This is a genomic window from Endozoicomonas sp. Mp262 (assembly GCF_025643335.1).
Classification (GTDB): Bacteria; Pseudomonadota; Gammaproteobacteria; order Pseudomonadales; family Endozoicomonadaceae; genus Endonucleibacter.
Genome location: NZ_CP092489.1, coordinates 2963669 through 2988979, shown reverse-complemented (window position 1 = coordinate 2988979; position 25311 = coordinate 2963669). Strand labels below are relative to the sequence as shown.

At 46.8% G+C, this 25311-nt stretch carries 20 protein-coding genes; 2 read left to right on the top strand and 18 right to left on the bottom strand.

The genetic code is table 11. The features are described from left to right. The first annotated feature begins 262 nt into the window (after window positions 1–262). Together MJ595_RS13155 and coaE are read left to right on the top strand one after the other, a co-directional pair. Window positions 263–1138, top strand: a complete 876-nt coding sequence (locus MJ595_RS13155) for an A24 family peptidase (RefSeq protein ID WP_263078372.1) — start codon at window positions 263–265, stop codon at window positions 1136–1138. Next, window positions 1138–1761, top strand: a complete 624-nt coding sequence (coaE, locus tag MJ595_RS13150) for a dephospho-CoA kinase (RefSeq protein ID WP_263078371.1) — start codon at window positions 1138–1140, stop codon at window positions 1759–1761. The genes MJ595_RS13155 and coaE overlap by 1 nt, the downstream gene beginning before the upstream one ends. 129 nt (window positions 1762–1890) lie before the next feature. On the opposite strand, the gene MJ595_RS13145 is transcribed toward coaE, so the two are convergent. From MJ595_RS13145 to lspA, 18 genes are all read right to left on the bottom strand, one after another. Beyond that, the gene (locus MJ595_RS13145) at window positions 1891–2136 is read right to left on the bottom strand and encodes a CcdB family protein (RefSeq protein WP_263078370.1); all 246 of its coding nucleotides are present in this window, start codon (window positions 2134–2136) and stop codon (window positions 1891–1893) included. A gap of 132 nt (window positions 2137–2268) precedes the next feature. Further along, on the bottom strand, window positions 2269–3891 hold the full coding sequence (locus MJ595_RS13140; RefSeq protein ID WP_263078369.1) for an NAD+ synthase: 1623 nt from the start codon (window positions 3889–3891) through the stop codon (window positions 2269–2271). Window positions 3892–4038: 147 nt separating this feature from the next. Beyond that, window positions 4039–6123 (bottom strand): EAL domain-containing protein, encoded by a 2085-nt coding sequence (locus MJ595_RS13135; RefSeq protein WP_263078368.1) that lies wholly within the window; start codon window positions 6121–6123, stop codon window positions 4039–4041. Window positions 6124–6147: 24 nt separating this feature from the next. Further along, window positions 6148–6552: a prepilin-type N-terminal cleavage/methylation domain-containing protein gene (locus MJ595_RS13130; protein ID WP_263078367.1), complete on the bottom strand. Its 405-nt coding sequence runs from the start codon at window positions 6550–6552 to the stop codon at window positions 6148–6150. A gap of 81 nt (window positions 6553–6633) precedes the next feature. Beyond that, a complete protein-coding gene (locus tag MJ595_RS13125; RefSeq protein ID WP_263078366.1) occupies window positions 6634–10026 on the bottom strand; it encodes an FG-GAP-like repeat-containing protein in 3393 nt (1130 codons plus the stop codon). An 80-nt stretch (window positions 10027–10106) separates the two neighbouring features. Then, window positions 10107–11231, bottom strand: a complete 1125-nt coding sequence (locus tag MJ595_RS13120; RefSeq protein ID WP_263078363.1) for a hypothetical protein — start codon at window positions 11229–11231, stop codon at window positions 10107–10109. Window positions 11232–11263: 32 nt separating this feature from the next. Next, window positions 11264–12745, bottom strand: a complete 1482-nt coding sequence (locus MJ595_RS13115; protein WP_263078362.1) for a PilW family protein — start codon at window positions 12743–12745, stop codon at window positions 11264–11266. Window positions 12746–12781: 36 nt separating this feature from the next. Further along, window positions 12782–13666 carry a proprotein convertase P-domain-containing protein gene (locus tag MJ595_RS13110; RefSeq protein WP_263078361.1) on the bottom strand — a complete coding sequence of 295 codons (885 nt, stop codon included), beginning with the start codon at window positions 13664–13666 and terminating at the stop codon, window positions 12782–12784. Window positions 13667–13851: 185 nt separating this feature from the next. Then, entirely contained in the window at window positions 13852–14475 is a 624-nt protein-coding gene (locus MJ595_RS13105) for a GspH/FimT family pseudopilin (protein ID WP_263078360.1), read from the bottom strand. Next, complete coding sequence (locus MJ595_RS13100; protein WP_263078359.1) at window positions 14420–19150, bottom strand: PilC/PilY family type IV pilus protein; 4731 nt, start codon at window positions 19148–19150, stop codon at window positions 14420–14422. The genes MJ595_RS13105 and MJ595_RS13100 overlap by 56 nt, the downstream gene beginning before the upstream one ends. A 29-nt stretch (window positions 19151–19179) precedes the next feature. Next, a complete protein-coding gene (locus tag MJ595_RS13095) occupies window positions 19180–19728 on the bottom strand; it encodes a PilX N-terminal domain-containing pilus assembly protein (protein WP_263078358.1) in 549 nt (182 codons plus the stop codon). After that, complete coding sequence (locus tag MJ595_RS13090) at window positions 19729–20778, bottom strand: PilW family protein (RefSeq protein WP_263078357.1); 1050 nt, start codon at window positions 20776–20778, stop codon at window positions 19729–19731. Further along, a complete protein-coding gene (gene pilV / locus MJ595_RS13085) occupies window positions 20775–21263 on the bottom strand; it encodes a type IV pilus modification protein PilV (protein ID WP_263078356.1) in 489 nt (162 codons plus the stop codon). The genes MJ595_RS13090 and pilV overlap by 4 nt, the downstream gene beginning before the upstream one ends. A 31-nt stretch (window positions 21264–21294) precedes the next feature. Next, a complete protein-coding gene (locus tag MJ595_RS13080) occupies window positions 21295–21825 on the bottom strand; it encodes a GspH/FimT family pseudopilin (RefSeq protein WP_263078355.1) in 531 nt (176 codons plus the stop codon). 431 nt (window positions 21826–22256) lie between these two features. Beyond that, complete coding sequence (locus tag MJ595_RS13075) at window positions 22257–23126, bottom strand: D-hexose-6-phosphate mutarotase (protein WP_263078353.1); 870 nt, start codon at window positions 23124–23126, stop codon at window positions 22257–22259. A 12-nt stretch (window positions 23127–23138) separates the two neighbouring features. Next, the gene (gene ispH / locus MJ595_RS13070) at window positions 23139–24089 is read right to left on the bottom strand and encodes a 4-hydroxy-3-methylbut-2-enyl diphosphate reductase (protein WP_263078352.1); all 951 of its coding nucleotides are present in this window, start codon (window positions 24087–24089) and stop codon (window positions 23139–23141) included. 95 nt (window positions 24090–24184) lie between these two features. Beyond that, window positions 24185–24619: a peptidylprolyl isomerase gene (locus MJ595_RS13065; protein ID WP_263078351.1), complete on the bottom strand. Its 435-nt coding sequence runs from the start codon at window positions 24617–24619 to the stop codon at window positions 24185–24187. Window positions 24620–24687: 68 nt separating this feature from the next. Beyond that, window positions 24688–25170, bottom strand: a complete 483-nt coding sequence (gene lspA / locus MJ595_RS13060) for a signal peptidase II (RefSeq protein ID WP_263078350.1) — start codon at window positions 25168–25170, stop codon at window positions 24688–24690. Between the last annotated feature and the right edge of the window lie 141 nt (window positions 25171–25311).

Genomic DNA, 25311 nt, shown 5'->3' with positions numbered 1-25311 from the left:
GAAACAATCCAAAAGGCTTAGGCTTGCCATTCCTGGCCTTGAGGAAACCGCTCCACTTTTACTGACTGGCTGTGGAAACTTTCCAGGGAAGGCTTAAATATCAGTATTTTTGATAAAGACCAGGTTGTTAAACACATTTATGGCACGTAAACACACTGCCACCTCCATTCAGGATAAAAGACCTGATACCTGAATACTCCATAGATCGTGAGAAAAAAGGTATGCTGGTATCAATTAATTTTCTTGAAACGAGCCTCCTTCTATGACGCTGCCTGACTTGCTGGGGCACCAGCCTTTTTATCTGTTTTTTTTATTTTCCATTGTTGTGGGCCTGATCGTTGGCAGTTTTCTTAATGTTGTGATTCACCGGCTTCCCATTATGCTGGAAAAGCAGTGGCACAAGGAAAGTAAAATCACTCTTTTCCCGGACTGTGAAGAGGAGGACTCTGCCCCTTATAACCTGGCTATTCCCTCTTCACACTGTCCCCAGTGTCATCATAAAATTCGGCCCTGGGAAAATATTCCCATTATCAGTTACCTCCTGCTCAAAGGTCGCTGTTCTTCCTGTAAAACCCGTATTTCAATACGCTACCCGGCTATTGAACTTATTACTGCTTTACTGACACTGACCATTTGCTGGAAGTTTGGTTTTTCTGCGGAAGCACTGGCCTACTGCCTTTTTGCCTGGAGCCTGCTGGCGCTGGCCATGATTGACTTTGATACCAAGCTATTGCCTGATGCCATTACCCTGCCCCTGATTTGGGCGGGGCTGATAGTTAACAGTTTTGATACTGCGGTTTCCCTCCATGAGGCCCTTTGGGGTGCGGTGGCAGGCTATCTATCCCTGTGGTCTGTATACTGGCTATTTAAACTGGTAACAGGAAAGGAGGGCATGGGCTACGGTGACTTTAAACTACTGGCCGCCCTGGGTGCCTGGCTTGGCTGGAGTATGCTGCCAATGATCATTCTGCTTTCGTCGTTAGCAGGTACGGCTATCGCCCTGATTTTGATTGCGCTGAAGTTACACCAGCGCTCAAATCCTATACCCTTTGGTCCCTATCTCGCCCTGGCTGGATTGATTGCCTTAATGGGGGGAGATCAGATTATCCAGACCTATGTTCAAATGATGGGAATTTAATGAACATTCCAGTGAATAAGCCATTGGTTATCGGTATTACGGGCGGTATTGGCAGTGGAAAAACGGCTGTAACCGATTATTTTGCCCGTCAGGGCATTGCTATTATTGACGCAGATATCGCTGCCAGAATGGTTGTTGAACCCGGACAGCCCGCCCTGGATGCCATAGCCCTGCGCTTTGGCGATACCCTGCTGCTACCCGACAAAACACTGAATCGCCGGAAACTGAGAGAGATTATCTTTAATGACATCGCAGAAAAAGAGTGGCTGGAAAAACTACTGCATCCAATGATTAACCGGCTTCTTGAAAAACAGCTGGCAGAAGCCCAGTCCCCTTATGTCATTCTGGTTTCACCACTGCTTGTTGAAACATCACAGCATGAATTAGCTGATAGAGTACTGGTGGTTGACACGTCCGAAGCCATTCAACTGGAACGCTCAATGGCAAGGGATACCATGACAGAAGCCCAGGCCCTCAAAATCATCCGAAGTCAGTCCACCCGGGAACACCGGCTGGGTTATGCTGATGATGTTGTCGATAATAGTAGCACCCTGGAACACCTGCATGAGAGCCTGAAAATTTATCACCAGAACTATCTGGTGTTGTCCAGGGGGTGTAGGTAAGAGAAAAGAGGAAAGAATCATTGCGTCTTTCCAGAGTCCCCTTAGAACTGCTGCAACCAGAGTGTGAAAAACTCAAGCCCACTGAAGGCGCTATATTTGTTATTGCTTTCCATTAACTACAGTCAGCCTTCAGAATCCTACAAAGAGAGCATCAATGGAATTGATCAGCAGATCCCTTGAATCCTGTGCAGAAGCCACATATTCGCCAAGCTGTTTTTTTGAAACAGCCGCCATCTGGGGGATTAATACCAGCCAGTCCTTGTCATCAACAGTGACTTGGGGGTAAAGCTTCAGGGCTTTCCGGTAATGGCTGGCCTCATCCAAAGGGGCAACAATGGCCGAGCTTTCTGTTTCTATCAGGTCTGACTGAAGCACAATCAGGTAAGGCTAAATACAAATATTTCCAGGGAAGACCTGAAGGGTGGGCAAATGGGAAGTAGCCAGATTCATTGGCGGTGCAACCCTGGCTGATCCCGATTGCCCTCCTTCAATACAATATAAAGCTAATCAAAGGCCAGGACGCCAGCCGTTGGTCACAGGATACCGTCTATCCCGGCCAAAGCCCCTTGGCGTTATCCTTACCCCTATAGGTGCCTGTCGACGCTTATATTCATTAATATCAACCAGCCGCAGAACCCGGTACACGGTTTCCCGGTCAAATCCTTCCGCAATAATGGCTTCGGCACTGCAATCCTGCTCAATATACATCTCAAGCATTCGATCCAGCTGCCCATAAGGTGGAAGGCTATCTTCATCCACCTGGTCGGGTGCCAGCTCAGCTGAAGGAGGACGGTCAATAACGCGCTGGGGTATTACATAGCCAAGACGGTTTCTGTATTCACACAGTTCAAAAATCAGAGTTTTGGGTACATCCTTAAGAACATCGAAACCTCCGGCCATATCACCGTACAGAGTGGCATAGCCCACGGCCATCTCACTCTTATTGCCTGTAGTCAGCACCAGATAGCCTTTCTTGTTGGAAATGGCCATCAGCAATACACCCCGACACCGGGCTTGCAGGTTCTCTTCCGTGGTATCACGGCCAAGACCCTGAAACTCGTTACTTAGCGTTCCCATAAAGGCATCAAACATCGGTTCAATGGGCAGCACCTTATAGTCAACATCCAGTAAGTTCGCCTCTTCCTCGGCATCTTCCAGGCTCATATTGGAGGTATAGCGGTAGGGCATCATCACTGCCTCAACACGCTCCTTACCCAGAGCGTCCGTAGCAACAGCCAGGGTCAAGGCTGAATCAATCCCGCCTGACAGGCCAAGCACTATTCCTTTAAAGCCATTTTTGTTCACATAGTCACGAACACCCGTTACCAATGCCTGATACACCCTGGCATGCAGATCAGGACATGGCCGGACTTCGCTTTTTACAAAAGCGCCCCGTGCTTTATCGAACTGAACAGGGTACAAACCTTCCTTAAAGTAGTCTGCTGCAACGGCAACGTCCCCATCACTATTCAGGGCAAATGAGCCACCATCAAAAACCAGTTCATCCTGGCCACCGTGCAGGTTCACATAGATAATGGGAAGCCCGGTTTCAGTGCATCGTTCGCGGATAATATCCCGTCTCAGCTGTTGCTTGTCACGGTGAAACGGGGATGCATTAAGACTCACAATCAGTTCTGCACCGGCTTCTTTAGCCGCCATTGCAGGTCCGGAGAACCATAAGTCTTCGCAGATACCAAGGGCTACTTTTACCCCCTTGCATTCAAACAAACCAAAGGCTGAGCCAGGGGTAAAATAACGCTTTTCATCAAAGACCTGATAATTTGGCAAGTGTTTTTTGCTATAACAACAAATAATTTCTCCATCCCTTAACACCACTGCCTGATTTTCAAGGCCATGATCTCCCATAACCGGCAAACCAATAACCAGGTCAATACCACGGACATCTTTAAGCCGGGTAACGGCCTGCTCAATCCGAAGCATAAGGCTTGGTCTTAGTAACAAATCTTCCGGGGGGTAGCCACACAATGTTAATTCTGGAAAAACAATTAAGTCGGCCGCCTGATTATCCCTTGCAGATTCTGCGGCATCTATGACTTTTAAGGTATTACCATCAATATCACCCACCATTAGGTTAAGCTGGGCCATGGAAATATTGAGCGATGATGACATTAAAGTGCCTGAAAGTAGGGTTAGTAAAAAGCTGGGTAGTCTACCGCGAACGGCAGGCATTATACCAATCGCTATGGCACCTGCCGATTTTTACAAAACCTGCCTCGAGGCTCATAGTGGTTCTATGATGCGGGAAGGGATTCTCGATTAAATACTGAAGTTAGTTTCAAATTTATAGTCCATGGCCTGAGCCGGACCCTGTAAAAAATGCCCCTGGACATAATCAATACCGGTATGCCACAGGAGAGCCAAAGCCTTGGTATTCTGGACATCAGGAACGATAACCTTTTTTCCCTTATCAAGCAGTTCGGTCAGAACCTCACTGAACTCGTCCTCTTCTTCACCATCACTATCGTCTCTTACCAACCCCCTGGTAAAGCTGGGATCAAGCTTTACAAAGTCGACACCCATGGATTCAATGGTTTTCAGGGGATCAACACTACAACCGAATTCACTGACAGATGTATTGGCACCCATATTTTTTACTTCCTTAAAAAATTCCAGTGCAGGCTGACCATAACGAACAATATTGGCTTCACTCAGCTCCATTGTTATGGCCTGGGAAGGGACTCCTGTGGCTTTCAAGGCTTTGTTGACCCAGGGTAAAAAACTGTCATCCCTGATCACAAATCCTCCCAAATGCAGTAATAACCGGGTATCATAGCCTTCCTTTCTTTTTAAGGCCAGCGCCTTGATGGCTTCAATAAACTGCCAGCGATCAACCTTTCCCCAGAAGGGGCGATTATCCAGTTTAGGTCTGAATGTGGTGGCCTGATGTTCGCGCCCCCGGATATCAGTCATGGTAAATAACACTTCGTAATACTCTTCTTCTGATCCTTTCAAGTTGACAACAGGCTGATAATATAAAGTCATGGCATTTGTTTTCATTGCCTGCCCCAGCATCATGGCAATATGTTTCTCCACTGTCTTTACCACATCAACCTTTCTCTGCTTATAAAAGGAAAGCTGTCCCCCTCCTTCCTTTTCTGCCTGGGCGCAAGCATGCCGGGCCCTGACTAACAGGGTCTTTGCATCTTTTCCGGTATCACAAAGAATGATTGCCCCCAGGCTTAAGGAAAGGTTAAATGTCTTGTCATTCACCCTGAACTCATGACCTGCCACTTTATCAGTCAATGCCCTGGCAATATTCTGAACTTCCGTTTCACAGCCAACATTCAGCAACATAAGAAAGTGTCCACCTCCCAGGCACACCCCCATATGCTTCACACTCAATACATCGCTAATTCTACTTTCAACCTCTTTCTCAAGGCTTTTACTGTAGACACTGCCCTGATCATCGTGGATAGCTTGAAGGCCATCAATGGATCCATGCACAAGCGTTGATTTATCTTTTCCGGAAACCACTTTTTGAAGATTAATTTCAAGCTGATCTACCAATTCCTTTTTAGTCAGGAATATAGAGGGTCTACTCCCTGTTTTTTTATGAACAACGGCACTCTTTTTATGCAGTGGTTTAATCTGAAGGCTTAAAGTAAATGCCCCATCAAATGAAGTAGGCTTAATAATTGTTCGGATAGCCTCACCATCATCACAAGCCAAAGAGCACTGCAATACAGAGAGAGCCTGACCAGTCTCTTCTATACCCACCAGAAACTCAGCTACATCTTCCTGCTCTGCATCAATCACAAAATCTGCAAATGATTTACCCAGCAAAGAGTGGTCTTCACTTACTTTAACCAACTCATAGAAGGCCGGGTTAGCGTAACAAATCAATCCGTTACTGATATAAACGATGGGGTCCAGTTGATCGTCCAGCAGCAATCTTCTCTGCTTTTCCGATTCATTGAGCACAATACTCATTCGCCGGTAATTTCTTCTGATATAAAGATTTTCTATCTCGCGATTAGCCAATAGCAAAAGCATACTTTCATTTCCGGGAGGAACCACATTCCTAACACCCGTTTTCAGATACTCAAGTTTCTCATCCCAATCTTTATACTCAGTAATATAAATGGTAGGAATATCACGATGCTGGTGTTCGATGCTTTTCAGCAATGAAGATAAAGACATGTCATCAGGAAGCTGGGATATGATGAGAAGATCCCATTTTTGTTTTTTCAAAAACGCTTTTTCAAGCTCATCAAGTGACTGGATATGATGTGCGCGTGTCGCTTGTCCAGCATCACGAAATACATTCACCAGCCTATCAGCCTTTTCAGTAGAAGAATCAACAATCAATAGCCGGGTAGCATCACGAATATCCTGTTTCATAGTATCGTTTCAATCCGTTGGTGGTTAATCATTCCAGATTCCGGTACGCCGTCCCCGGCTATCCACAGTCAGCTCCAGGCCATTATCGCGGGAATGCTGAATCCCCCTGGGGGTAGCAACCAATCTTACACAGGGTCCGGTGACTCCGGTCAGGCAAGCCGCTGCCCTGACACTGTAAGCTTCCCCCTCAGTAATCATGGCGTCAGAACCATATCCCAGCTTTGTTAATTGAGTGGTATATTCAAGATTCTCGGTAAAATAGCGTTCCTGGCGTTGCATCGCTTCAAGCATAAAGGCCATGGCATCCGTCCGTCGGGATTCTGTAACATAGCGAATATAGTTTGGGTAGCCTATTCCTATTAATATCCCCACAATAGCAAGAACGATAAAAATTTCGACAATAGTCATTCCACTATTTTTATTTTTCATAATCTTCTGTTTTTTTTATAAAAATTATTTTTACAAACGTCCTGTTCCATCCTTTAAATTCTAGCAGGACTCATTCAAAACTCACTTGTTTACCTGGTCAATCTCTATAATTTGGTTTATCCCGACATTATTTATTACTTGCTGTTTTCCGTCAGGCCAGATAACGGCTAACTTATCGATGCCTTCATCCTGATTCAGGCCAAAGTGGGTTTCCACCGGATTTTGGGAAATATAGTTATTTTCAATCATAACCTCTCTCATCTGCTTACCGGAGGCTGTTTCAAGATAAATCCTTGCCCCTACACCATAAGTATTGGGAGTACGACCTCGCAGTCTTATGGTCAAAAAATTATTATTATTTCCAAAATCATTTCGATAGAGTGAAACACTCCCCTGATTATTGACAATAAGAATATCAATATCACCATCCCTATCATAATCCAGGCAACTGATTCCCCGCCCCTGTCCAGGATCAGCAATTCCCAGCTGTTTGCTACTTTCACGAAAGGTTCCATCCCCCTTATTCATAAAGAGTTTGGATTCCCCGTCCAGGACTTTACCCCTCAGGTAGAGGGTATCCAGCTTTTTCCCAACATAATACAGGGCTTCCAGATCTTCTTTTTGCTTGTCAGTTAAACCGGCAGTAACAGAACCTTCAAAGGCCTTATAGGTTTCATACGGTAAAACGTCATGGAATCCCTGAATATTTATAACAGGAAATAAATAGTGCAAATCTTTTCTGACTTGTGAAGCATCAAATGGCAGACCATTAGTATGAAAAATATCCAGCCAGCCATCATTATCAAAATCTGCCGCACAGGCTCCCCAGCCCCATCCTCCCTTCCTGACACCGGCAATATCTGTCACATCAGAAAAAGTGACCTTGTCTTCGCCAAACCCGTCATTGCGATATAGCCGGTTGCCATTGGCAAAGGAATCATAATCCTCAGAATCCGGTTCAACGTTTTTCATAGGGGGGTAATAAATACTGGTAACAAACCAGTCAAGATCGCCATCATTGTCAAAGTCAGCAATGGCAGCGCCCATGCCATTGTGATCAGTAATTACCTGCTTGTCTGTTTTATTAAGAAAAAGTTCATTATCTTTATTTAAAAACACCTGGCTTGTCATAAAATCTGCCGTTGATAGCAGATCAACCTTTCCATCGTTATTCAAGTCAGGAAAGTTCGGGGTAAAAGTAAAGTCTCTCTCGCCAAAATGACCGGTTAACCGAAACTTGCGAGCGCCTGGAGTAAATAAACCATTGCCATTATTAAGCCAAAGATGCTCTTCTTCCGCCTTGGATGGCCTGGACCAGTGGGCTAAAAAGGCATCCAAATCACCATCGCCGTCTACATCTCCAAATCCTGCCCCCAATGTGACATGTCCCACCCTGAACCCGGGCTTGCTCACCCGAATAAACTGAGAGCCATCATTAATCCAGATTCCCGGACTGGCTCCATAGATATTGCCATGAAATAAATCGAGCCAGCGGTCACCGTTTAAGTCCACCAGCATCGGCCCTGTCAGATCTTCTTTATCATCAATACCCCAGTTATTTTCCGCTGGAATAAAGGTTCCATCGCCCTTGTTCAGATAAACAATGGCACCTGCGGCATTCCCCTGGTTAATAATCAGATCCGATAGGCAATCACCGTTAATATCCCCCGCAGCAACGCCCCCTGAAAATAACAGGTGTTCCATAACCACCAGACCGTCCCCTACCAGGGATGGTTTAAGGGTATTAAAGTCAAACCCCCGGTTGATGGCTATACCGCTTTCATTGGTTACCCTGGAAAAGCCCTGCCCCGAAGAAGGATGCCTTGTTAATTTACACTGAGGGGCGTACTCTGGCACATGTTTCAGTACAGGCAAGACGGTCTTGTGGTCTGATGGGGGTTGGCTGACGACCGATATCTTTATAGTGTTATTAAAGCTACCGGGAATTTTTGCTGTCAATTGATGTTTATCTGAATCACTTTCATTGGGTAGCCAGGGTTGAAGGCATTTTCCGTCCTTGATGCAGGGATCTGTCAGAGTCTTTAAAAATTCAACAACATCACTGATGTTTTCCGCGCTTAATTGAGGCATTCCCATTTGCCCGTCTTCCAATAACTTTTTTAATGCCCGCCGGGTATTGGCGCGGGCTTCAGGATAAACAACATCAAGTCCTTTGAACTGAGGCAGGTGTTGTAATGTAAAGTCATAGCTTTCAACGCTTTTCCGGGGATCAAGGTGATGCCTGATAACCCCTTCCAAATCAGTAAAGGCCCCTGTATGACCATAAGGCGCCGTCACTTCAATATTAAGCAGAGTAGGAACCCTGAAGGCAAACATATCCTTATCATTTCTGGTAATCGGATGACGCCCTAAATCCTGTCCATAGACAAAATTACCCCGACCAAACTGGGGTATAGCCAGATTATAAAAGTTTTCATTGGTGAAAAAGTCACCTGAATGACACCGGGAACAGCCACCACCGCCGTCTTTGACCGCTGAAAAAAATAAAAGCGCCCCTCTTTTAGCCGCTGTACTGATATCCCCCCTGTTTTCAAGATAAGCTTTCCAGGGATTACTGATAAAAACCTGTGAACGCTGATATTCCGCCAATGCCCTGGTTATATTCTGGAACGTGATCACTTCTTTTAACGGCGCATCAGGTCGCTCAAATGCTTTCCGAAATCGTGCTTGCCAACCACTGCCTTTAAGCTCACCTGTTTCCCCCTGAAACCTTTTCTCCAGAAATGACCTGACGGCACTGCTCCCGCCAAAATGGGATGATAACCCCCTCATTTCTGCGGCCGCAGTCACTGGAAAACGTGCCTGTGCCTGTAACAAATCATCCCCGGCCAGGGTATCAGGTCCCCTAAAAATACTGTCGGGTGTTTTAATACTCCGGTTTTCAGTAAGAGCCTTATGAGAGGGATTTATTGTTTTTTGAGTCTGCCGGTCAAGCAGCTCTCTCGTGGAGAGATAAGAGCCATCCTGCCAGGTAATAGCCTCAACCCGGCCATCGTAAAACAGGGAAAAATTATAAAAAGCCGTATTAAAAGTAGAGGGAGAATTCCTTTCTACATTAGGTCCCCCATCGGCCTCAGGATCAATATAGAAATTTCCGTCATGACGACGCCCTGGCCCGATATGATCACCGTCTATGGCACCAACCCCTACCGGCAGTGAAAGACCATCACCTCCAGCCAGTAGTGGATGATGGCAGGTGGCACAGGCCACATCAAAATTAATACTCAGGGCTTTGCTAAAAAACAGCGACCGACCCAGTTGAGCAAGATCAGAACTCTGGATATCCGGTATTTTACTGTCTTTGGCAGGATTCCCACTAATCTCCAGGTTATCGATTAACAACCGCAACTTATTATCTAAAGAAACTGGCTCACGGGCTTCGACACCATAAGAAACCCAAAGAGCAAAGGACGCTACAAAAATGCAAAGAGACCTGATTATTAAATGAGTCATCAATACCTTAGCAGGATAAGTAGCCTTCATATCAAAACATACTGATTGATAACCAGTTATTAGCTGTAAAAAAACAGTGCCTAATCCCAACGACCATGTCTCACACCAGCTCCTGGATTTTCTGGATCATTAACGGGTGCTGTATCAGAAAGTGACTCAAAAGGAAAAGGGATCACTTTCGGGCTTTCAGAGGTACCAAAGGCAATGGTGCATAAATCAACAGGATCAGGAAAACTCCAGGTGTACTTTTTAATACGCCACCATTTAATTCTACCCCAATCCCAAAATCCATTATGGCCTGCCGCCCGCCCTGGCAAGACGCCTTTCCAATAAAACGTCACATTGGTAGAGCCTTCCGGAACAATAAATACACGCCCATCTCCGGGATTAATATCATCCGATTCCCATTCCCGCCTTGCCCCACCAGGGTCATTGTATTCCACCCGACAACGGGCAACCCAGAGAATATTGCCATTAAGGATGGTATTGGCAAGACCTGAATCAAACCCTACGGCAGTCCAGGATGCCAGGGCACCAATACCCCCTGCGGCACCATACAAAAAAAGAGTGCCAAAAAGAGCACCAATATTGAACTTAGGTGCAGCACAACCAAACCGCCAGGGTTGTTTAACACTAATTTCCCACCATGGCGGTATGAAATATCCTAAATGGGCAGAAAGCTGTTCACGGGAAGGGTTGTTGCCCAGTGCATCAGGATAATCCCGCCTGCGCCATAGCTCCAGATTTACATAACTTAACTCCATACTCATATCTGATGAAGCACCGGAAGCCCCCTGCTTTGCAACACTGCTAAGCCGAAAGCGCCTGCCTGTAAAATTGGAATAGGGTAATTTAGCCCTTAAATCCGCAGGCATATTGAAATTGCCGGTATAATAAAGGACAGGTGTTTGACAGATTGCATCCTTATCGGTTGCACTGCAGCCATTGGGATACAATGTGGGACTCAGGGACTTGTTAGGCACCGGATGTCGAAGCCAGTCAGGGTTAGCCTCTACATTCAAATATTGATTATCAAGTTCGGTTCGGGCAACCTGCTCAACCCTGAGCCTTTGCTGTTCATTACTGGATTTTTTTTCCTCCAGACTGACCCTTTCCAGAATACCCAGCATGGTAAAGGTCAGGATAATTATAACGGTCATCGCCACAGGAAGAATATAGCCTCCTGCTTTCTTGTGCCTTTCCATGAGCATCCTATCTCAAGTTTTTTCCCTTATTCTCACTCATTCTCATAAATCAGCCTGTCCCGCCAGCTATAATCATCTCGGGTGGCATTTAACCGTTGCAATGTGGTAAAGACAAAACGCTCTTTGCCATCTGTAATTTGAAGATTGTTAACGCCCATAAAGGAATAGGATCTTTGCCGGTGGGTGCCAGGCCCCCAAAGTTTCTCTCCACCGGCCAAAATACCAATATGGACACTTCTCACATACATCCAGTTGGAAATATCTCCGGGCAAACGATAACTGGTCACTGCATGGCCACCCTTATCGGCATAGCCATAGAGCACTTGCATATTCTCAATACCACTGACCATTAATTGCTCGCTACCATTGGATGAACCATTATCCGGATCAAATCCCTGGCAATACAGTCCGTTATTGCCATCAGAATCGGCCTTTATGAAGTACCGGTTAACGGTTGTGTCTCCGGATGCAACACTATTCCCTGTACAGTCTGTATTTGAAGCAGGGTCAAGCACCACAGCAATGGCATCACTGCTGTTACCCGAACCATTTGCAGTACAGGTGCTACCGCCACAAGTGCCCGAATAAAACAGGGTATTTTCTATATGCTGATAGGTAATCCACCCGCCTTTAGAGACTCTGGAAGGGGCTCCCCCGCCGGTTTGCATCCAGCAAGACCCCGTTTTTATCGCGTTTCCACCAGGTGAGGAGGATGAGTTAATACAATTACCTCCGGTAACAGTATTATCGGTGACATCCCCCCCTGTAATATCCAGCCCAAGGGCATCCAGGTTATCCTTCTTTCCTGCCATAAATGTGCTCACTTGAGAAGAGGCACTGACTGAATCAAACCCGCCTGGGTTGCTATTATAATTGGAGGTAAACGTCGTTTGGAGACTATCGTATTCTTGCTGAAAAGAATCCTTCAGATTTCCGATTTGATCACTTTTAGTCTGTTCATCTGCAGTGGGCGGAGTACTCATGGTTGCATCAAAATCCGTTTTAGCCTGTTCTAGTCTTTTAGTTGCAATAAACAAAGGCTGAAGCACGACTTCCACCGGATTAGTAGAACCACCACCTCCTCCCGCATGTCCAGCAAAGCCGTTAAGGCAGGAAATACTCATGCTGGGTGCGAAACCAGGCAGACCATCAATAACATATTTGTTGGCCCATGAGATCCCTGAACAGTTACTGGCCGTATCACACTGCAGCTGACATTCATCCAGGGTCATGCCGGCAGTACTGGTACTGTCTGTAGCGCCTGAAAACCGTGAGTTATAAAAAATGTTATAGCTACCCGGCCCCACCAAACCGGAACCACTACCGGCTTCTCGTACATCATGGGTTAAAAGGAATAGGGCATGCTGAGCCCGCTCACGAGCCAGGGAGCGGTTTTCATGGTAGTTGGCCGCCATCAAATTGGAGAAGAACATCTGAAACAGCCCCCCCATCATAACAACTGAGATAAGGGCCACGAGCATCAGTTCTATTAAGGACAAGCCTTTTTGATTCATCCCTGTGCTCCCTGCTGAAGGCACTCTATAACATTGCTACTCAAATCGAACGGTCCATCCCTGCAGTTCCCCAATATCCTGACCCGCTCTGTCTTCTATCTTTAATGTCCAATTACCATTGGTTGTTGCTGTGCTCAAATCAGTAGCTCTATTAATAATTTGATCCGGCACAGTGCGTGTAGCCCCTCCCTGACGGTTACTGATAACATAATTTTGCCCATCGGGGCTGGTTAATGAAACCAGCAAATCGCCTATATAGGTATGATGAAGGTCAATTTCCACCACCATCTTACACCAATCCCCTCTGTTAGGTGCTATAACCTCCATAGTGTCAGTAATCGGGCTGCCGCAACATTCCGGAATGGCAACGGTTCTACTTGTTGTAAACCGTTCAGCTAAAGGGGCTGTTCTTAGCAGCATTGCAACAGTGGTTTCTTTTCTTTCATAGCCGCCCCCTATTTTACCGGCCGCATCCCAGCTGGCTGTCATTTCAGCCCGGTTGTTACCGGCACAGGTGCTGATTTCGGCATTAGTTAAAGCGTCGTAACACTTTAGCCCCATTGCCAGGTTCCTGATATCGCTTTTATTGTTACAAAAAACCTGCTGTACGTTGTATTTGGACATCTGGGCGAGGGTACAAGTACTGCCAACACAGTTCTGAAGGGTATTACAATAACTACCAGAGTTGGCAGAAGCGAGCTCTGTCTTTATTTTAGGGATATCACAAGGTGCAAGTTTGGCACGCTCCAGCAACTCTTCCGCTAACCACATGGCCTGGGTGCGTTGACTGGTATTACTGATATCATTCAGACTTTTTATATGGGCATCACTGATCCAAATTAAAACCATTGACATCAGTGCAGCACTCACCAGCACTTCAATCAACGTAACACCTGATTGTGTCCTTGAATATCTGTTCACGGCTTCCTGCCCAACCCGATAATGTTCACTTCATGGTTATTTTAATTTCAACTCAACAGCCCCCAGTGCAAAGAGGCGTGAATATCCATACAGTTATTGAATACGCTGAAACATCCGTATGCATTCCCAGCGGGGACGCCGGGAACGAGGCGCCTATCTTGTATGAATATTAATACTTAGCTGCATTAGCAGCTACTCCTGCGGGAAGTTTGCTCCAGTCGCCCTCCCCCTTTTTTCCTGCCGAAGACCTCTATGGTCTTGACGGGACCTGTTCCACCATATCTCAGGCAAATATCAAACTTCTGGCTATTATCAAAATTAGCCCGCCCCCGACTGTCAAAAGTCAGGTATTGATTATAATTCCAGGTTATTTTGAACTCATCGGGAATATTGTTATAAACACGGATAATCTCATCCCCACCATTCACTGCCCGATTCGCATTTTGATCCACAAAAACAATCCAGCCATCCTCCCAGTCGCTTCCGGTACCTGAAGCACAGGAGCTGGCATTGCTGCTCTTGCATACAGAAACTGAACCGCTTCGCTTGATCGCCTCACTTCTGGCCAGAATTAACGCACCGTACAGCCGCTGCTCCATATAGCGAACGCGATACTCCCTGACTAAGTCACCCATCGTTATAAAGCTGGATGCCAGTATGCCAACTATAGCCACAGCCACGAGCACTTCTATCAGGGTAAATCCGCTCTGCCCTGACTTTAACAGGCTGCTTTCATCAACAGTAACAGCACACTTACCGGATTTCAAAAATCTGGCGCCAGGACTGTCTGCCAGAGGACGAAAATTCATGGTTTAGCTCCCTGCTTTTGATACTGCCTCCTGTGCCCTGTGTGACAGCACTAGATTTGCCTTCTTCCCCCTGATGAATAGCCGGTGAAGATGAGTAGCCTCTTCCCAACCTGAACTTTCTTAATGAAACAGGCTCTTCATTATTGTTTACAACCTCTGTTCCCAATACCGCCATGGGGCTGGCTGTACCGGTAGTATAATCAAGCCCGTGCAGAAAACTGACACCATCAATACGGCAGCTGTCTGCCGAAGGCTGATACTCTGTAAAAAAAACGGTAGAAAAAAGGTTCGCAGACCCGGTGACATTCTTTCCTGAAGGACTGGAACCATCTGCCAATAAATCAACCTTCCAGCCCGGCTTCTCTTTCATAGTCTGTTTCAATTCCTGAAAACTATCAATAGTTTCACCATCAATAACCAGTGCAGATAACTGCCCGTCACTATTAGCCCTGACATTACCTGTGGTGAGCACCTCCACACGGGATGTATCCACCAGCCCGGTCAAGGCAATTTCACCGTAGGAATGCTCACCCTCACTGTTAACCGGTTCCTTGACCCCGTAAAAACTATTTTGTGCTAAATCTTTATTATCACTAGCAGTCAATAAACGACCTGTGCCGCCATATATCCAATAATCATTACCCTCTTTAAGGGTCAGGGGCTTTGCAAGCATAGGCTGACCTGTTGCCAAAAGGGTGGAAACACCGGATGCTGACATGGATGTTCCTACTTTTAACCGGAGAAACTCGCCACTTAAGGCATCACCGCCTGTTTTAACGGAGCCAAAATACACTGCATCATCCTGATAGTCCTTATTCCAGTCAGCCACGGACATATCTCCACCATAGCCATTGGTCATCGTTGTAATCAGGGGATTAAGATTATTAACGAAAGACCGGCTGTTCAAATCATATGCAAAAACCTGAAGGTTCTGATGGCTGGTTCCAGAGCCAAGGGCATTCCTGATCCCTTGCTCACCTGTACCCGCAGGTCCTGAGGCAAAAACAAGATACCATTCATTTTTTACCGGGTTATTCCAGTTATTATTGGCTCCTGCCTTTCTTTTCTTTACCAGGGCTGGTTTGGATGTGGTGAAGCCAAGGCTTGGAGAGGTGATTTCTGCCAGCAACACCGGAGGTTTTTCAGGGTTGGTAACATCCAGGACAACATAGGCTGAACGCAGGGTACGGCTGTGGCCTTCTGCATTAATATCGATGGCTCCACCTCCCAGGCGCATCCCTGCCACAAGAATGCTTCCCCATCCTCCCGGATGGTCGTTATCGGGCGAAAATATATTGACATCAAAGACCTGAGGTTCGCCATCCATATAATAAACATGGGGATAGTCAGCCTCTGTCAACCAGCGCAAGTGGGGTAACAGGTTCATGGGGGCATAGGCCCAAAGCTCGGCTCCCAGTGAGTGAGCTGTTTCACCAGTATTTCCAGTGGTTTTATAGGTGTAATTTGCCCCATCCCAGAAGCCACCATTAAACGCGTGAATTAAACCGTCATTTGCACCTGCATAGACAACATGGCGACGATTTTTATAGTGTTCCCGGAAGGTGCTATAGCTGCTATCAAGGTATAGGGCATCGAAGCCATCACTGGGGGACGCAGCCAGGACAGGAGTGGAGTGAATAATATCGCCCAGCCGCCACACCTCTTCAGTACCATCATGGTCATAGTCAATGGTGCGGGGTCGGGTACCCGGAATCTCCTTGCCCCTGACATAATTAACCACATCAGCAACCTTACTTGCCGGAACACCAAGATAACCTTCTCTATTATTAAATGTATCCTCAACAAACGGATGAGTCTCACCGTAATCAACAACACGGTTATTATTACTATCCAGCCAGGTCAGTATATGCCTCCCTCCGGAAGCTAAAGATTCGTATGAACGCTGTTCCACCAGATTGGTTATACCCGCCAAAAACTCCCGGGCATCCCAGAGGGTTTCCAGATAATGAAGGGGTAAGCGGGACCCTTCTGCCACTTTTAAACCGTTATTATCTATAGCAAAACGCTGTAACCTGGTCTGGCGGGTTTCTTCATCAAAAACCAGCTCAACGATTTTATCGGTTGCGTAATCATCAAGCCGGGCATTACCGTTTGAATCCTCTCTCAGCCACCCCCGGGTATCTACAAACAGGGCATGAAGCATGCCCCCCCAGGTTATTTTTTTGTTATGGATTTCAAGCTGGGGTTGAAACAATGCCTGGTAAATAGCCCCTGTACCCTTAGTGTCGTTAGCCACCAGGGCGACGTTACTGGCAGAACTCACCTGAGTGGAAATATCCTGTAGAACCTGTCCTAGCTGCGCCTCCAGCAAGGAAGGGTTTCTGGACAAAAAATAGTTATCGGGAAAACCATCAGCCCCCGTCTCTCCGGTAATATTATTGCGATTATCCCACTCCCGGGTATCGTCTTCGTCAGGGGTTCCATTGCCATCGGCATCGTAGCCCGGTGAGCCATCGCCATCCAGATCAGTAAAACCACCGTACTTGGCTGCAAACCATAAAGGTTTGGGCAATTGGGTAGCAGAACTGCCAGCAGTATTAAATATTGTTGTTACAGCCATTCCCTGCCCCTGACTGATTGCTGTGCCTGTATCTTCAGCCATTGGTAAAACAATACCGTCTTTATCCGTACCAGAGATTGTGTAGGAATACCAGGTTTCCGCCCCGGCATTCTTGGCCTCCTGCCTGACAGTAACCTGAATCTGTGAATCTCCCACATGAGGAGAGCAGGCATCACCGATACAATATTCAATACTGGAACTGGCATCGTAGTCATAGTCATTACCCCATAGAGAGTCCTCCCAAGTGAAAACAAACTTTCCTTTCTTTTTGCTCTCAACAAATTCTTCAATGACAACATCTGTCAATGAACATTCGCTGCGATTGCGATGGGCCTGACAAACGGGCTGAAAAGTCACAGGCTTTCCCGCTACATCAAGAGAAAAGGAAGGCACATTTTCTGCCAGCTGAATGGCATAAGTCTTTACAGATTGAATTCCATCCAAATCTGGCCTGAGATCTGTAACCAAGCCATGCCAAGCCAGTCCAGAAAGATGATAACCTCCTTCAAACTGCGGTTGTTCCGGGCAAATTCCCCGTATATCCGACAGCTTGCCAATTTCAACTTCTTCGCACTGCCGACTGCCTCCAGGTTTATCTGAGAAGAAGATTCCAGGAAAGCTGACATTAGGGTTAATTGAAGCCTCTGCCTCTCCTAACTCATCGGTAATTTCACTGACTCCTGCTGCACCATTGATGCCTGGTATATCATTAGCTGCCCCGAACTGGTCAGTATCAAATGAGTTTAGCCCTGTAGACAGGATAATAATGGAGCAGTTTGCACAGGCATTAGTGGCATTTTGGGTGCTCTGCCAATTCTCTTTAGTTAAACCCGGGATAAAATAGTCATCACTCTCCGTATCGTATTGGCTAGAAGGTCTGTCTTCCCCTGAAAAATAGCGCAGTGCTTCCAAAAACATTTCAGCTAATGGATTACCCCAGTTGCTGCAATGCCGATTTGACTTTGTTGCGCGACTGGCATTTCCTGTAAATGTACCTACAGATATGCCATGGGTGCTACAGTCAACATACTTACTCTGATCATAGCTGTATTTTGCTATACGAAACTTATTTAAATGATAAATAATGCCCTGTGCGGAGCTGTTAAATACTCCCGTACCCATATTGATTTCATCTTTTGAGCTGTCACTATTTCCTGTTAATCCGGAAATATTTTTTCGCAGTAATCCCCCAGAAATATTATTGTCGTAACTGCCACTGATTAATCCAAATCGTACACTGGCTTCCTCGCCATAACGTTGTAGCAAACCTATCGGTTTATATTTTCCGCCTACATAGCTTTTACAATACTTTGAGTCCTCTGCACCTTTCCCGGCAACACAGTCCTCAATATAAACATAATGCTCAGCCAGCTTACTGGATTCACCAGGACTGTTCTCATCCCTGTTGTTATTATCCCACTGGCACTGCTTTACCTCTGTTGAGGCCCATCGGGGCCAACTTCCGGATGCCACCCTGACAACCGGCTCACCATTTTCAGTAACGGCCAGATTGCATAAACTGATGGAGCCATCACTAAAAGGTGTCAGGGCGCTAACTGGCGCCTCAGTGGTTTCCTTATAAACCTTAACAAATGCATGAATATCCCGAGGCAGATAAGCGCGTTCCAGCACCGTTTGATTGGCTGTATCTTTAAACCGCTTACCACCAAAAAGCACTTTTCTGAGAATATCAATCCGGGACATGGTGGCCCAGTTCAGGAAATTACCGCTCCAGGGTGCCGAGCTGGTTGTGCAAAAGTGTTTATTATCACCCGTTGCCGGTTTTTTAGGTTGGTAACGCTTCTTGGCAGTGTTGTAGCTATAGCACCATTGACTAGTAAAGTATCCTGAGTAGTCAAAGTTATCGTTATACGTGGTATCCAGTTCACCATCGGCGTCCAGGTCGGAGTAATCACTGTAAGCTTTCTTGAACAGTTCATGATCCACGGATAGCACCAGCATCACCAGTGGATCAGAATTCTTCCCTACCAATGGCGGTGTTGCAGAATAGAGTGCCGCACTGGGTTCTGCCGATACCAAAGACCACCGAAAAAGCAGCAGTGTGAGAAGACAACTTAAGTAGAGCCTGTTCATAACCACACCTCCCTGTTAGCCCGAACCATTTAATAATTATTTTTCTTATAGGTGCTCTGGAGCATCACCCTTGATTTGTCAGAGCCGCCACCCGCCAGTGTGGTTATCCGGAAAAACCGGGCCCAGTCATGGGTGTTGGTGATATCGGGATCAGGCCCCTGTGTTTCCCTGGGTAAGTAGCAGCGAAATTCGATAATATAACGAGCCTTGATTAAAACACCTTCTATAGTCAAGCTAACTTCTTTAACTCTGCCGCTATCTTCCCATAACCCTAAGTCTTTCCAGGGTGCAGTGGTATATGATTGGCAGGTTCCTATATTCTCGGGATTAGCCCCACTAAAACAGAGTCCATTATTACAGGACGATGTGAATGTGGTTAAATCCAGTGCAGTGTTTTCTACATACCTTTCTGCTTCCAGTAACGCAGCTTCTCCGGCATGGAAAGCAATCTGATGATCCTTGTAATTACCGGTTATCTTTTCTTCAAGGGTGGCCGAATTTATTGCCGCAAGACCGGCAATGGTAAGAATTAATAAAAGAATTAAACTGATTAATAATACGCTTCCCTGCTGGTTCATTTACTTCGTCCTGTTTCTAAGCCCCACCGTAGCCATAAAAGCACGGCGAATATATTGATCTTCCGGCGTTGTCTTTACCCCGGCAAAAAAATAAGGCTGCGGCTCAGGAGCCACATCCTGAAAGCTTCTGGCAAGCAATTCAATTTTTACACTGGTGACATCATGCCAGCCCTTGCTGAAAAGCCCTATATCCGAAGCCGAACGGTATTGATTAACGATCCCGTCACCATCGGTATCCTGCCCATATAAAAACCTGAGTCCCTCAATACCTTCAACCAATGCCTCAGCAGAATGCCTGTTACCTGAAGCCGTCTCTCCCCCTCTCCTGCGATAAAGGGTTGGCACGCCATTACTCTCACGAATGTAATAAGCCGTAGAAACCACGGGAGCCAGTAATGAGTCACTGTGGCCAAAGGTATCATCGCCTTTGCCATTATCCATGCAGTTAAAATGACCTTTAATTAAACTGGTACAATTGTATAAGCTGCCTGCAGTAGCAGCCCAATGAGACACTGATGAAGCCGTGGTATCTGCGCCTCCAATAACCACTGAAATCTGGCTGCATCCCGGCGCAATAAGGGCTAACAGATCCCCCTGATTAAAACCATGCCCCCCTGCCACCGATATGATGGATTCCGTTGTATTATGACTGGATACAGAGACGCTGTTTTCCCAATCTATCCAATGCAAAGCAATGGCCTCCGACAGGGCATTGTGGTCAATAATATTAGCGGTATCATTGCCTGCCGGAATGCCTGAAATGCCTTTATCAACATGAGCCATCCACTGACGGGCAGGATCGTTACTATAAAGGGCATTGGCGAAATTGACCCAGGGCGGACACCCGGAATGGGCAGACATCCGAATCTCCCGCACCAGTAAATCCATAGCGGTACGGGCATTTTCCTGTACTCTGGCCAGTTCCTCCTGAAGGGTATAGGTTCTATTGGTGGATAAATACAGGCTCCCCACGCCTGTAATTAAAACCATGGCAAGCAGCAGGGCAACCATCAGTTCAACCAGGGTAAAACCCCACTGAAACCGACTCATATTGCCCCCCTGACGATCAAGTCACCTGCTGTAATAGCCTTCTCGTTTTTATCAAATTTAAGGGTAATCACATACAGTCGGCCAGAAGCGATTTCTTCATAGGTAATAACACCCGATGCATCAGGTAGCTGACAATGAAGTTGAAACTTCCACTGTTTAATATCATAGTCTGCTAATTGTTCAGGATTGCATAAACCGGTTTCACAACTATCAGGGTAATGCTGGTCAGCGCAGGCAAGGGGAATTTCATCATCAGCACCCACCTGGTAACGGCTTTGGCTAAGAGCCACTGATTTATTAAGACGAATTCTGTCCAGTATATCCGTAGCGAGAATTAATCCCTGGGAGTGGAAATACGCCACCTGATTATACTGCAAACTACGGGTATGGAGTCCGGCCATACCCAGTGCGCCAATGGCAATGACCACAAGGGCCACCATCACCTCAATGATTCCGAACCCTTTCGATGCCAGTCCTTTGGTCATTCGCGCCCTCCTTGCCCTGTGAGTTCAGTTCCTAACAGCTATCAAGATCAGAGACTCTGGCCCTTCCCGTCATACTGATAGATATAGACCGGGCTGCAACAGAGTCTGCCAGTGTTTCACACAAGGTGAAGGTTCCTGCATCCCGGGCCTGTCCCCGACTATCAAATCGCAAATAGTGGCCACGATTCCAGACTATCTGAACATCAGCAGGCTGTTGCCCGTAAACCCTGATAGGGTCATCCCCTTCATCAAGGCGACCATCACTGTCATTATCAACAAATACAAGCCACCCCGACGCCCAGTCTTCGCCCTCATCAATACACTGCCCCGTTGTACTATCCACTGTACGACACAGGCTTACAGGGTAGCCACGATTAATGGCCTCACTGCGGGCTAACTGAATACTTCCATAAAGTTGATGCGTCAAAGCAGCAATACGCCGGTCAGCCAGCATGGATTTCATTGAGGGTACAGCAATAACAGCCAGAATAACCGCTATGGCGAGGGTTGCAGCCAGTTCAGGAAGGGAAAACCCGCGAAAAGAAACTTTCATCATTTTCATGGGGCGCTTGGCCTTCAAAGTCTTCTTACGTTAAATTTAGCCTTAGAAGTACAAACAAGAGGGGGAGATATTCGACAGAACCTTTAATAAGCTCCGGTATCTCCCCCCAAATAAGGTTATTACAATAAAATACCATTACTGTTATTTTTTTATACTTTTAATGTATTAATTGCAGCCCCTAGGGGCTGTTGACGTTTGATCGTGAGCTCAGTGGCTCGTAAAGCGGTTTTCCGCAAGGAGGACTGGTGCAGGCATAGTTATTCTACGTCAAGCCAGTCCAACGCAGTCGGAAAGCCGCTTTACGAGCCACCCGAAGGGCCAAAACCAGCGATTCCGTGCCGTCGTTGCAGTAGCTTGAAAGACGCGAGTATTCCTGCGCTACTGCGCCTAGCCACGAAACCGCTGGTTTTGGCTGAGCACACGAGCAAACGTCAACAGCCCCTAACAAAAACCCGGGTTGTTATCTGATGTTTCTCGCCCGGCACAAGTTTTTTTGCAAGAGAGGGTGCCGTTGCCGTTTCCACGCACACCATGCTGGCATAGTCCCGGGATGGTATATCAGTCATAGCTTCTGCCAGCACAGACCCCGGATTCCAGACAACAGTACTGTTACTACCGGCTTTTTCCACCACAATTGAGCGCTTCAATCCTGGATCGTCAATAATACAGGTTGAATCGGTATTCAGATAAATCCGGTCAACCTCGCCTTTTATGGTTACCTCGCCAGACTGGGTGCACACTTGTTGATTATTGGTAGAGTCAAGATATGTAGTACCTTGCAGTCCTTTAATCCGGATTTTCTCAACATCAGAAACAGCAAAGTAACTATGGAGAGCCTGACTTAACCCAAAAGGCTGATCCCCGGAGTTAACCGTGTCCAGAGTCACTGCCAGCGCCCTGCCAACCACAATGGTAATGACCGGATTCCCATCCACAAAACCTGGCCTGGTTGCTGCCGCTGACGCATCCAAACTCAAGACTATCTGCGTTTCACCGTTTTCCAGCTGTTTAGCTTCCACCAATTCCCAGGTGGCTATTCTGGCATAACCGTGATTAGGGCCGCCTTCCTGCCGCTTACCAAACCATGGCCAACATAAAGGAATCCCCCCTCTGATGGCTTTACCCTCCTGAAAAACAGCATCAGGACTTAGCCACAGGACTTGTTCCTCTCCATGGGGTTTAAAGCTGAGCACCTGACCACCATACAGAGATATAACGGCTTTGGCGTGACTATTTTCCACAGACAAAACCGGCAGGTTGCCCATAAGCGTCTGTTCAAACAGGGACGTATCAATAGACAAAGCAAACTCCTATCACGCTTCAATCGCTTTCAGTCTCAGCTCTTTTGGCATGGTAAACACGATATTTTCTTCTTTGCCATCAAGCTCTTCAGATGATAGCGCACCAAGGCGTTGCAAGTGCTCCACAGCTTCCCGAACCAATATTTCCGGTGCAGACGCCCCGGCGGTTATGCCCACCGCTGTTTTCCCCTGAAGCCAGGTAGAGTCAATATCATTGGCATTATCCACCAGATACGCTTCAGCACCTTCACGCTCTGCCAGTTCTCGCAACCGGTTAGAGTTGGAGCTGTTAACAGAACCCACAACCAGTACCAGATCACACTCACTGGCCAACAGTCTTACTGCATCCTGACGGTTTTGGGTGGCATAGCAAATATCGTCTTTCCTCGGCCCCTGAATATCAGGAAAGCGTGCTCTCAAGGCATCTATAACCCGGGCTGTATCATCCATAGACAGTGTGGTTTGGGTAACATAGGCCAGGTTTCGTGGATTTTTCACATCCAACTTGCTCACATCCTCCTCATTTTCCACAAGGTACATATGTCCGCCCCTGGAGTCATCATATTGCCCCATGGTGCCTACCACCTCTGGATGACCCGCATGGCCGATAAGCACACACTCCCTGCCATCCCTTGAGTAACGCACAACCTCCATATGCACTTTTTTCACCAACGGGCATGAGGCATCAAAAACCTTTAAGCCCCGCCGCTCTGCTTCCTGCTCCACTGCCTTGGATACACCATGGGCGCTAAAAATAACAATCACATCATCCGGTACTTCATGGAGCTCATCAACAAAAATGGCTCCTCTTTGCTTAAGGTTATCTACCACAAACTTATTGTGAACCACTTCATGACGAACATAGATGGGGGGCCCAAAGACATCCAGGGCACGGTTAACGATTTCAATAGCCCTGTCAACCCCGGCACAAAAGCCCCTGGGGTTCGCTAAATTGATTTTCATAATAAAACCACTCCATTTACCTGTAACCAGGGCGCTTTCTCAATTAAGTCAACCATTACTCTTTGCACTGCTTACCCGAGTACTCCTTGGGTATTCTAGCCAACATCAATAATCTGTACTTTAAACAACAGGTTTCTGCCTGCCAGGGGATGATTGAAATCGATAGTTACACACTCCTCATCAAAGCGCTGAACAACGCCAGGCAATTCATTGCCAGCGGCATCTGCGAAAGAAACAACCAGGCCTTCTTCCAGCTTGATTGCTGAATCAAATGACCCACGTGGCACACGTTGAATATTAGCCGGGTTTGGCATGCCAAAGGCCTCTGCCGGAGCCACTGGCTGATGTTTTTGATCCCCTGCTGATAGCCCCATCAGAATTTTCTCAAACCCCGCTGGCAAACGGCCATCACCAATAGTAAGGGATGCAGGTGTACCACCAAAGTTACTGTCAACAGTAGCGCCATCCTCAAGCGCCAGTGAAAAATGTAAACGAACCTTACTTCCTTCTTTTATTGTTAAATTAGCCATTGTCCTTCCCCCTTGGTTAACCCTGATCACACCCGGTTATGGCAACGCCTGTTGAACCCCACCCGGCATTAAGCCTTATGCTCACGAAACATATCAAGAATTAACATGGCAGCTCCCAATGTAATTCCGCAGTCCGCCAGATTAAACGCCGGAAAATAAAAGCGATCATAGTGCAATAAAATAAAGTCCACTACATAGCCATGAGCCAGCCGGTCATAGAGATTACCCAGTGCTCCTCCCAAAATCAGGGCAAGGGAGCAGGCCTGCCAGGCTTCATGCTTTCTCAGCCGCCGTAACCAGCTTATCAGCATGACACTGACAACCACTGCTACCGAGCTAAGAAACCACCTTTGCCAGCCTGATCCCTCACTCAGAAAGCTAAAGGCAGCCCCGGTATTATATGCCAGCGTCAGGGAAAAGAAGGGAAGTACGTGAACTTGCTCATACAGATGAAATTCCTTCACTACGAGCAGCTTAACCAGCTGATCCAGAACCAAAACCAGACCACTTAGCCAAAGCCAGTGCAGCATGCCTGACCTGTTTTTTTTCATGCTTTAAGCCATCCCGTCAATGTCAGAGGCCAATAATAAACAGCCACCAGGTCAACCGAACCCAAAGCCCGGACAAAACCTGAATGAAATACTCTTGATTTCATTACAATATATTGACTGTTCCCGCCATATTCCACCCCG

Excerpts from the sequence above, each read along its gene's own strand:
- MJ595_RS13090 (WP_263078357.1), bottom strand. The coding sequence starts at position 20,778 with ATGAGTCGGTTTCAGTGGGGTTTTACCCTGGTTGAACTGATGGTTGCC.
- MJ595_RS13125 (WP_263078366.1), bottom strand. The coding sequence starts at position 10,026 with ATGACTCATTTAATAATCAGGTCTCTTTGCATTTTTGTAGCGTCCTTT.
- MJ595_RS13105 (WP_263078360.1), bottom strand. The coding sequence starts at position 14,475 with ATGAATTTTCGTCCTCTGGCAGACAGTCCTGGCGCCAGATTTTTGAAA.
- MJ595_RS13115 (WP_263078362.1), bottom strand. The coding sequence starts at position 12,745 with ATGAATCAAAAAGGCTTGTCCTTAATAGAACTGATGCTCGTGGCCCTT.
- MJ595_RS13155 (WP_263078372.1), top strand. The coding sequence starts at position 263 with ATGACGCTGCCTGACTTGCTGGGGCACCAGCCTTTTTATCTGTTTTTT.
- MJ595_RS13130 (WP_263078367.1), bottom strand. The coding sequence starts at position 6,552 with ATGAAAAATAAAAATAGTGGAATGACTATTGTCGAAATTTTTATCGTT.
- MJ595_RS13065 (WP_263078351.1), bottom strand. The coding sequence starts at position 24,619 with ATGGCTAATTTAACAATAAAAGAAGGAAGTAAGGTTCGTTTACATTTT.
- MJ595_RS13140 (WP_263078369.1), bottom strand. The coding sequence starts at position 3,891 with ATGTCATCATCGCTCAATATTTCCATGGCCCAGCTTAACCTAATGGTG.
- MJ595_RS13080 (WP_263078355.1), bottom strand. The coding sequence starts at position 21,825 with ATGAAAATGATGAAAGTTTCTTTTCGCGGGTTTTCCCTTCCTGAACTG.
- MJ595_RS13135 (WP_263078368.1), bottom strand. The coding sequence starts at position 6,123 with ATGAAACAGGATATTCGTGATGCTACCCGGCTATTGATTGTTGATTCT.
- coaE (WP_263078371.1), top strand. The coding sequence starts at position 1,138 with ATGAACATTCCAGTGAATAAGCCATTGGTTATCGGTATTACGGGCGGT.
- lspA (WP_263078350.1), bottom strand. The coding sequence starts at position 25,170 with ATGAAAAAAAACAGGTCAGGCATGCTGCACTGGCTTTGGCTAAGTGGT.
- MJ595_RS13120 (WP_263078363.1), bottom strand. The coding sequence starts at position 11,231 with ATGGAAAGGCACAAGAAAGCAGGAGGCTATATTCTTCCTGTGGCGATG.
- ispH (WP_263078352.1), bottom strand. The coding sequence starts at position 24,089 with ATGAAAATCAATTTAGCGAACCCCAGGGGCTTTTGTGCCGGGGTTGAC.
- MJ595_RS13095 (WP_263078358.1), bottom strand. The coding sequence starts at position 19,728 with ATGAACCAGCAGGGAAGCGTATTATTAATCAGTTTAATTCTTTTATTA.
- MJ595_RS13100 (WP_263078359.1), bottom strand. The coding sequence starts at position 19,150 with ATGAACAGGCTCTACTTAAGTTGTCTTCTCACACTGCTGCTTTTTCGG.
- pilV (WP_263078356.1), bottom strand. The coding sequence starts at position 21,263 with ATGACCAAAGGACTGGCATCGAAAGGGTTCGGAATCATTGAGGTGATG.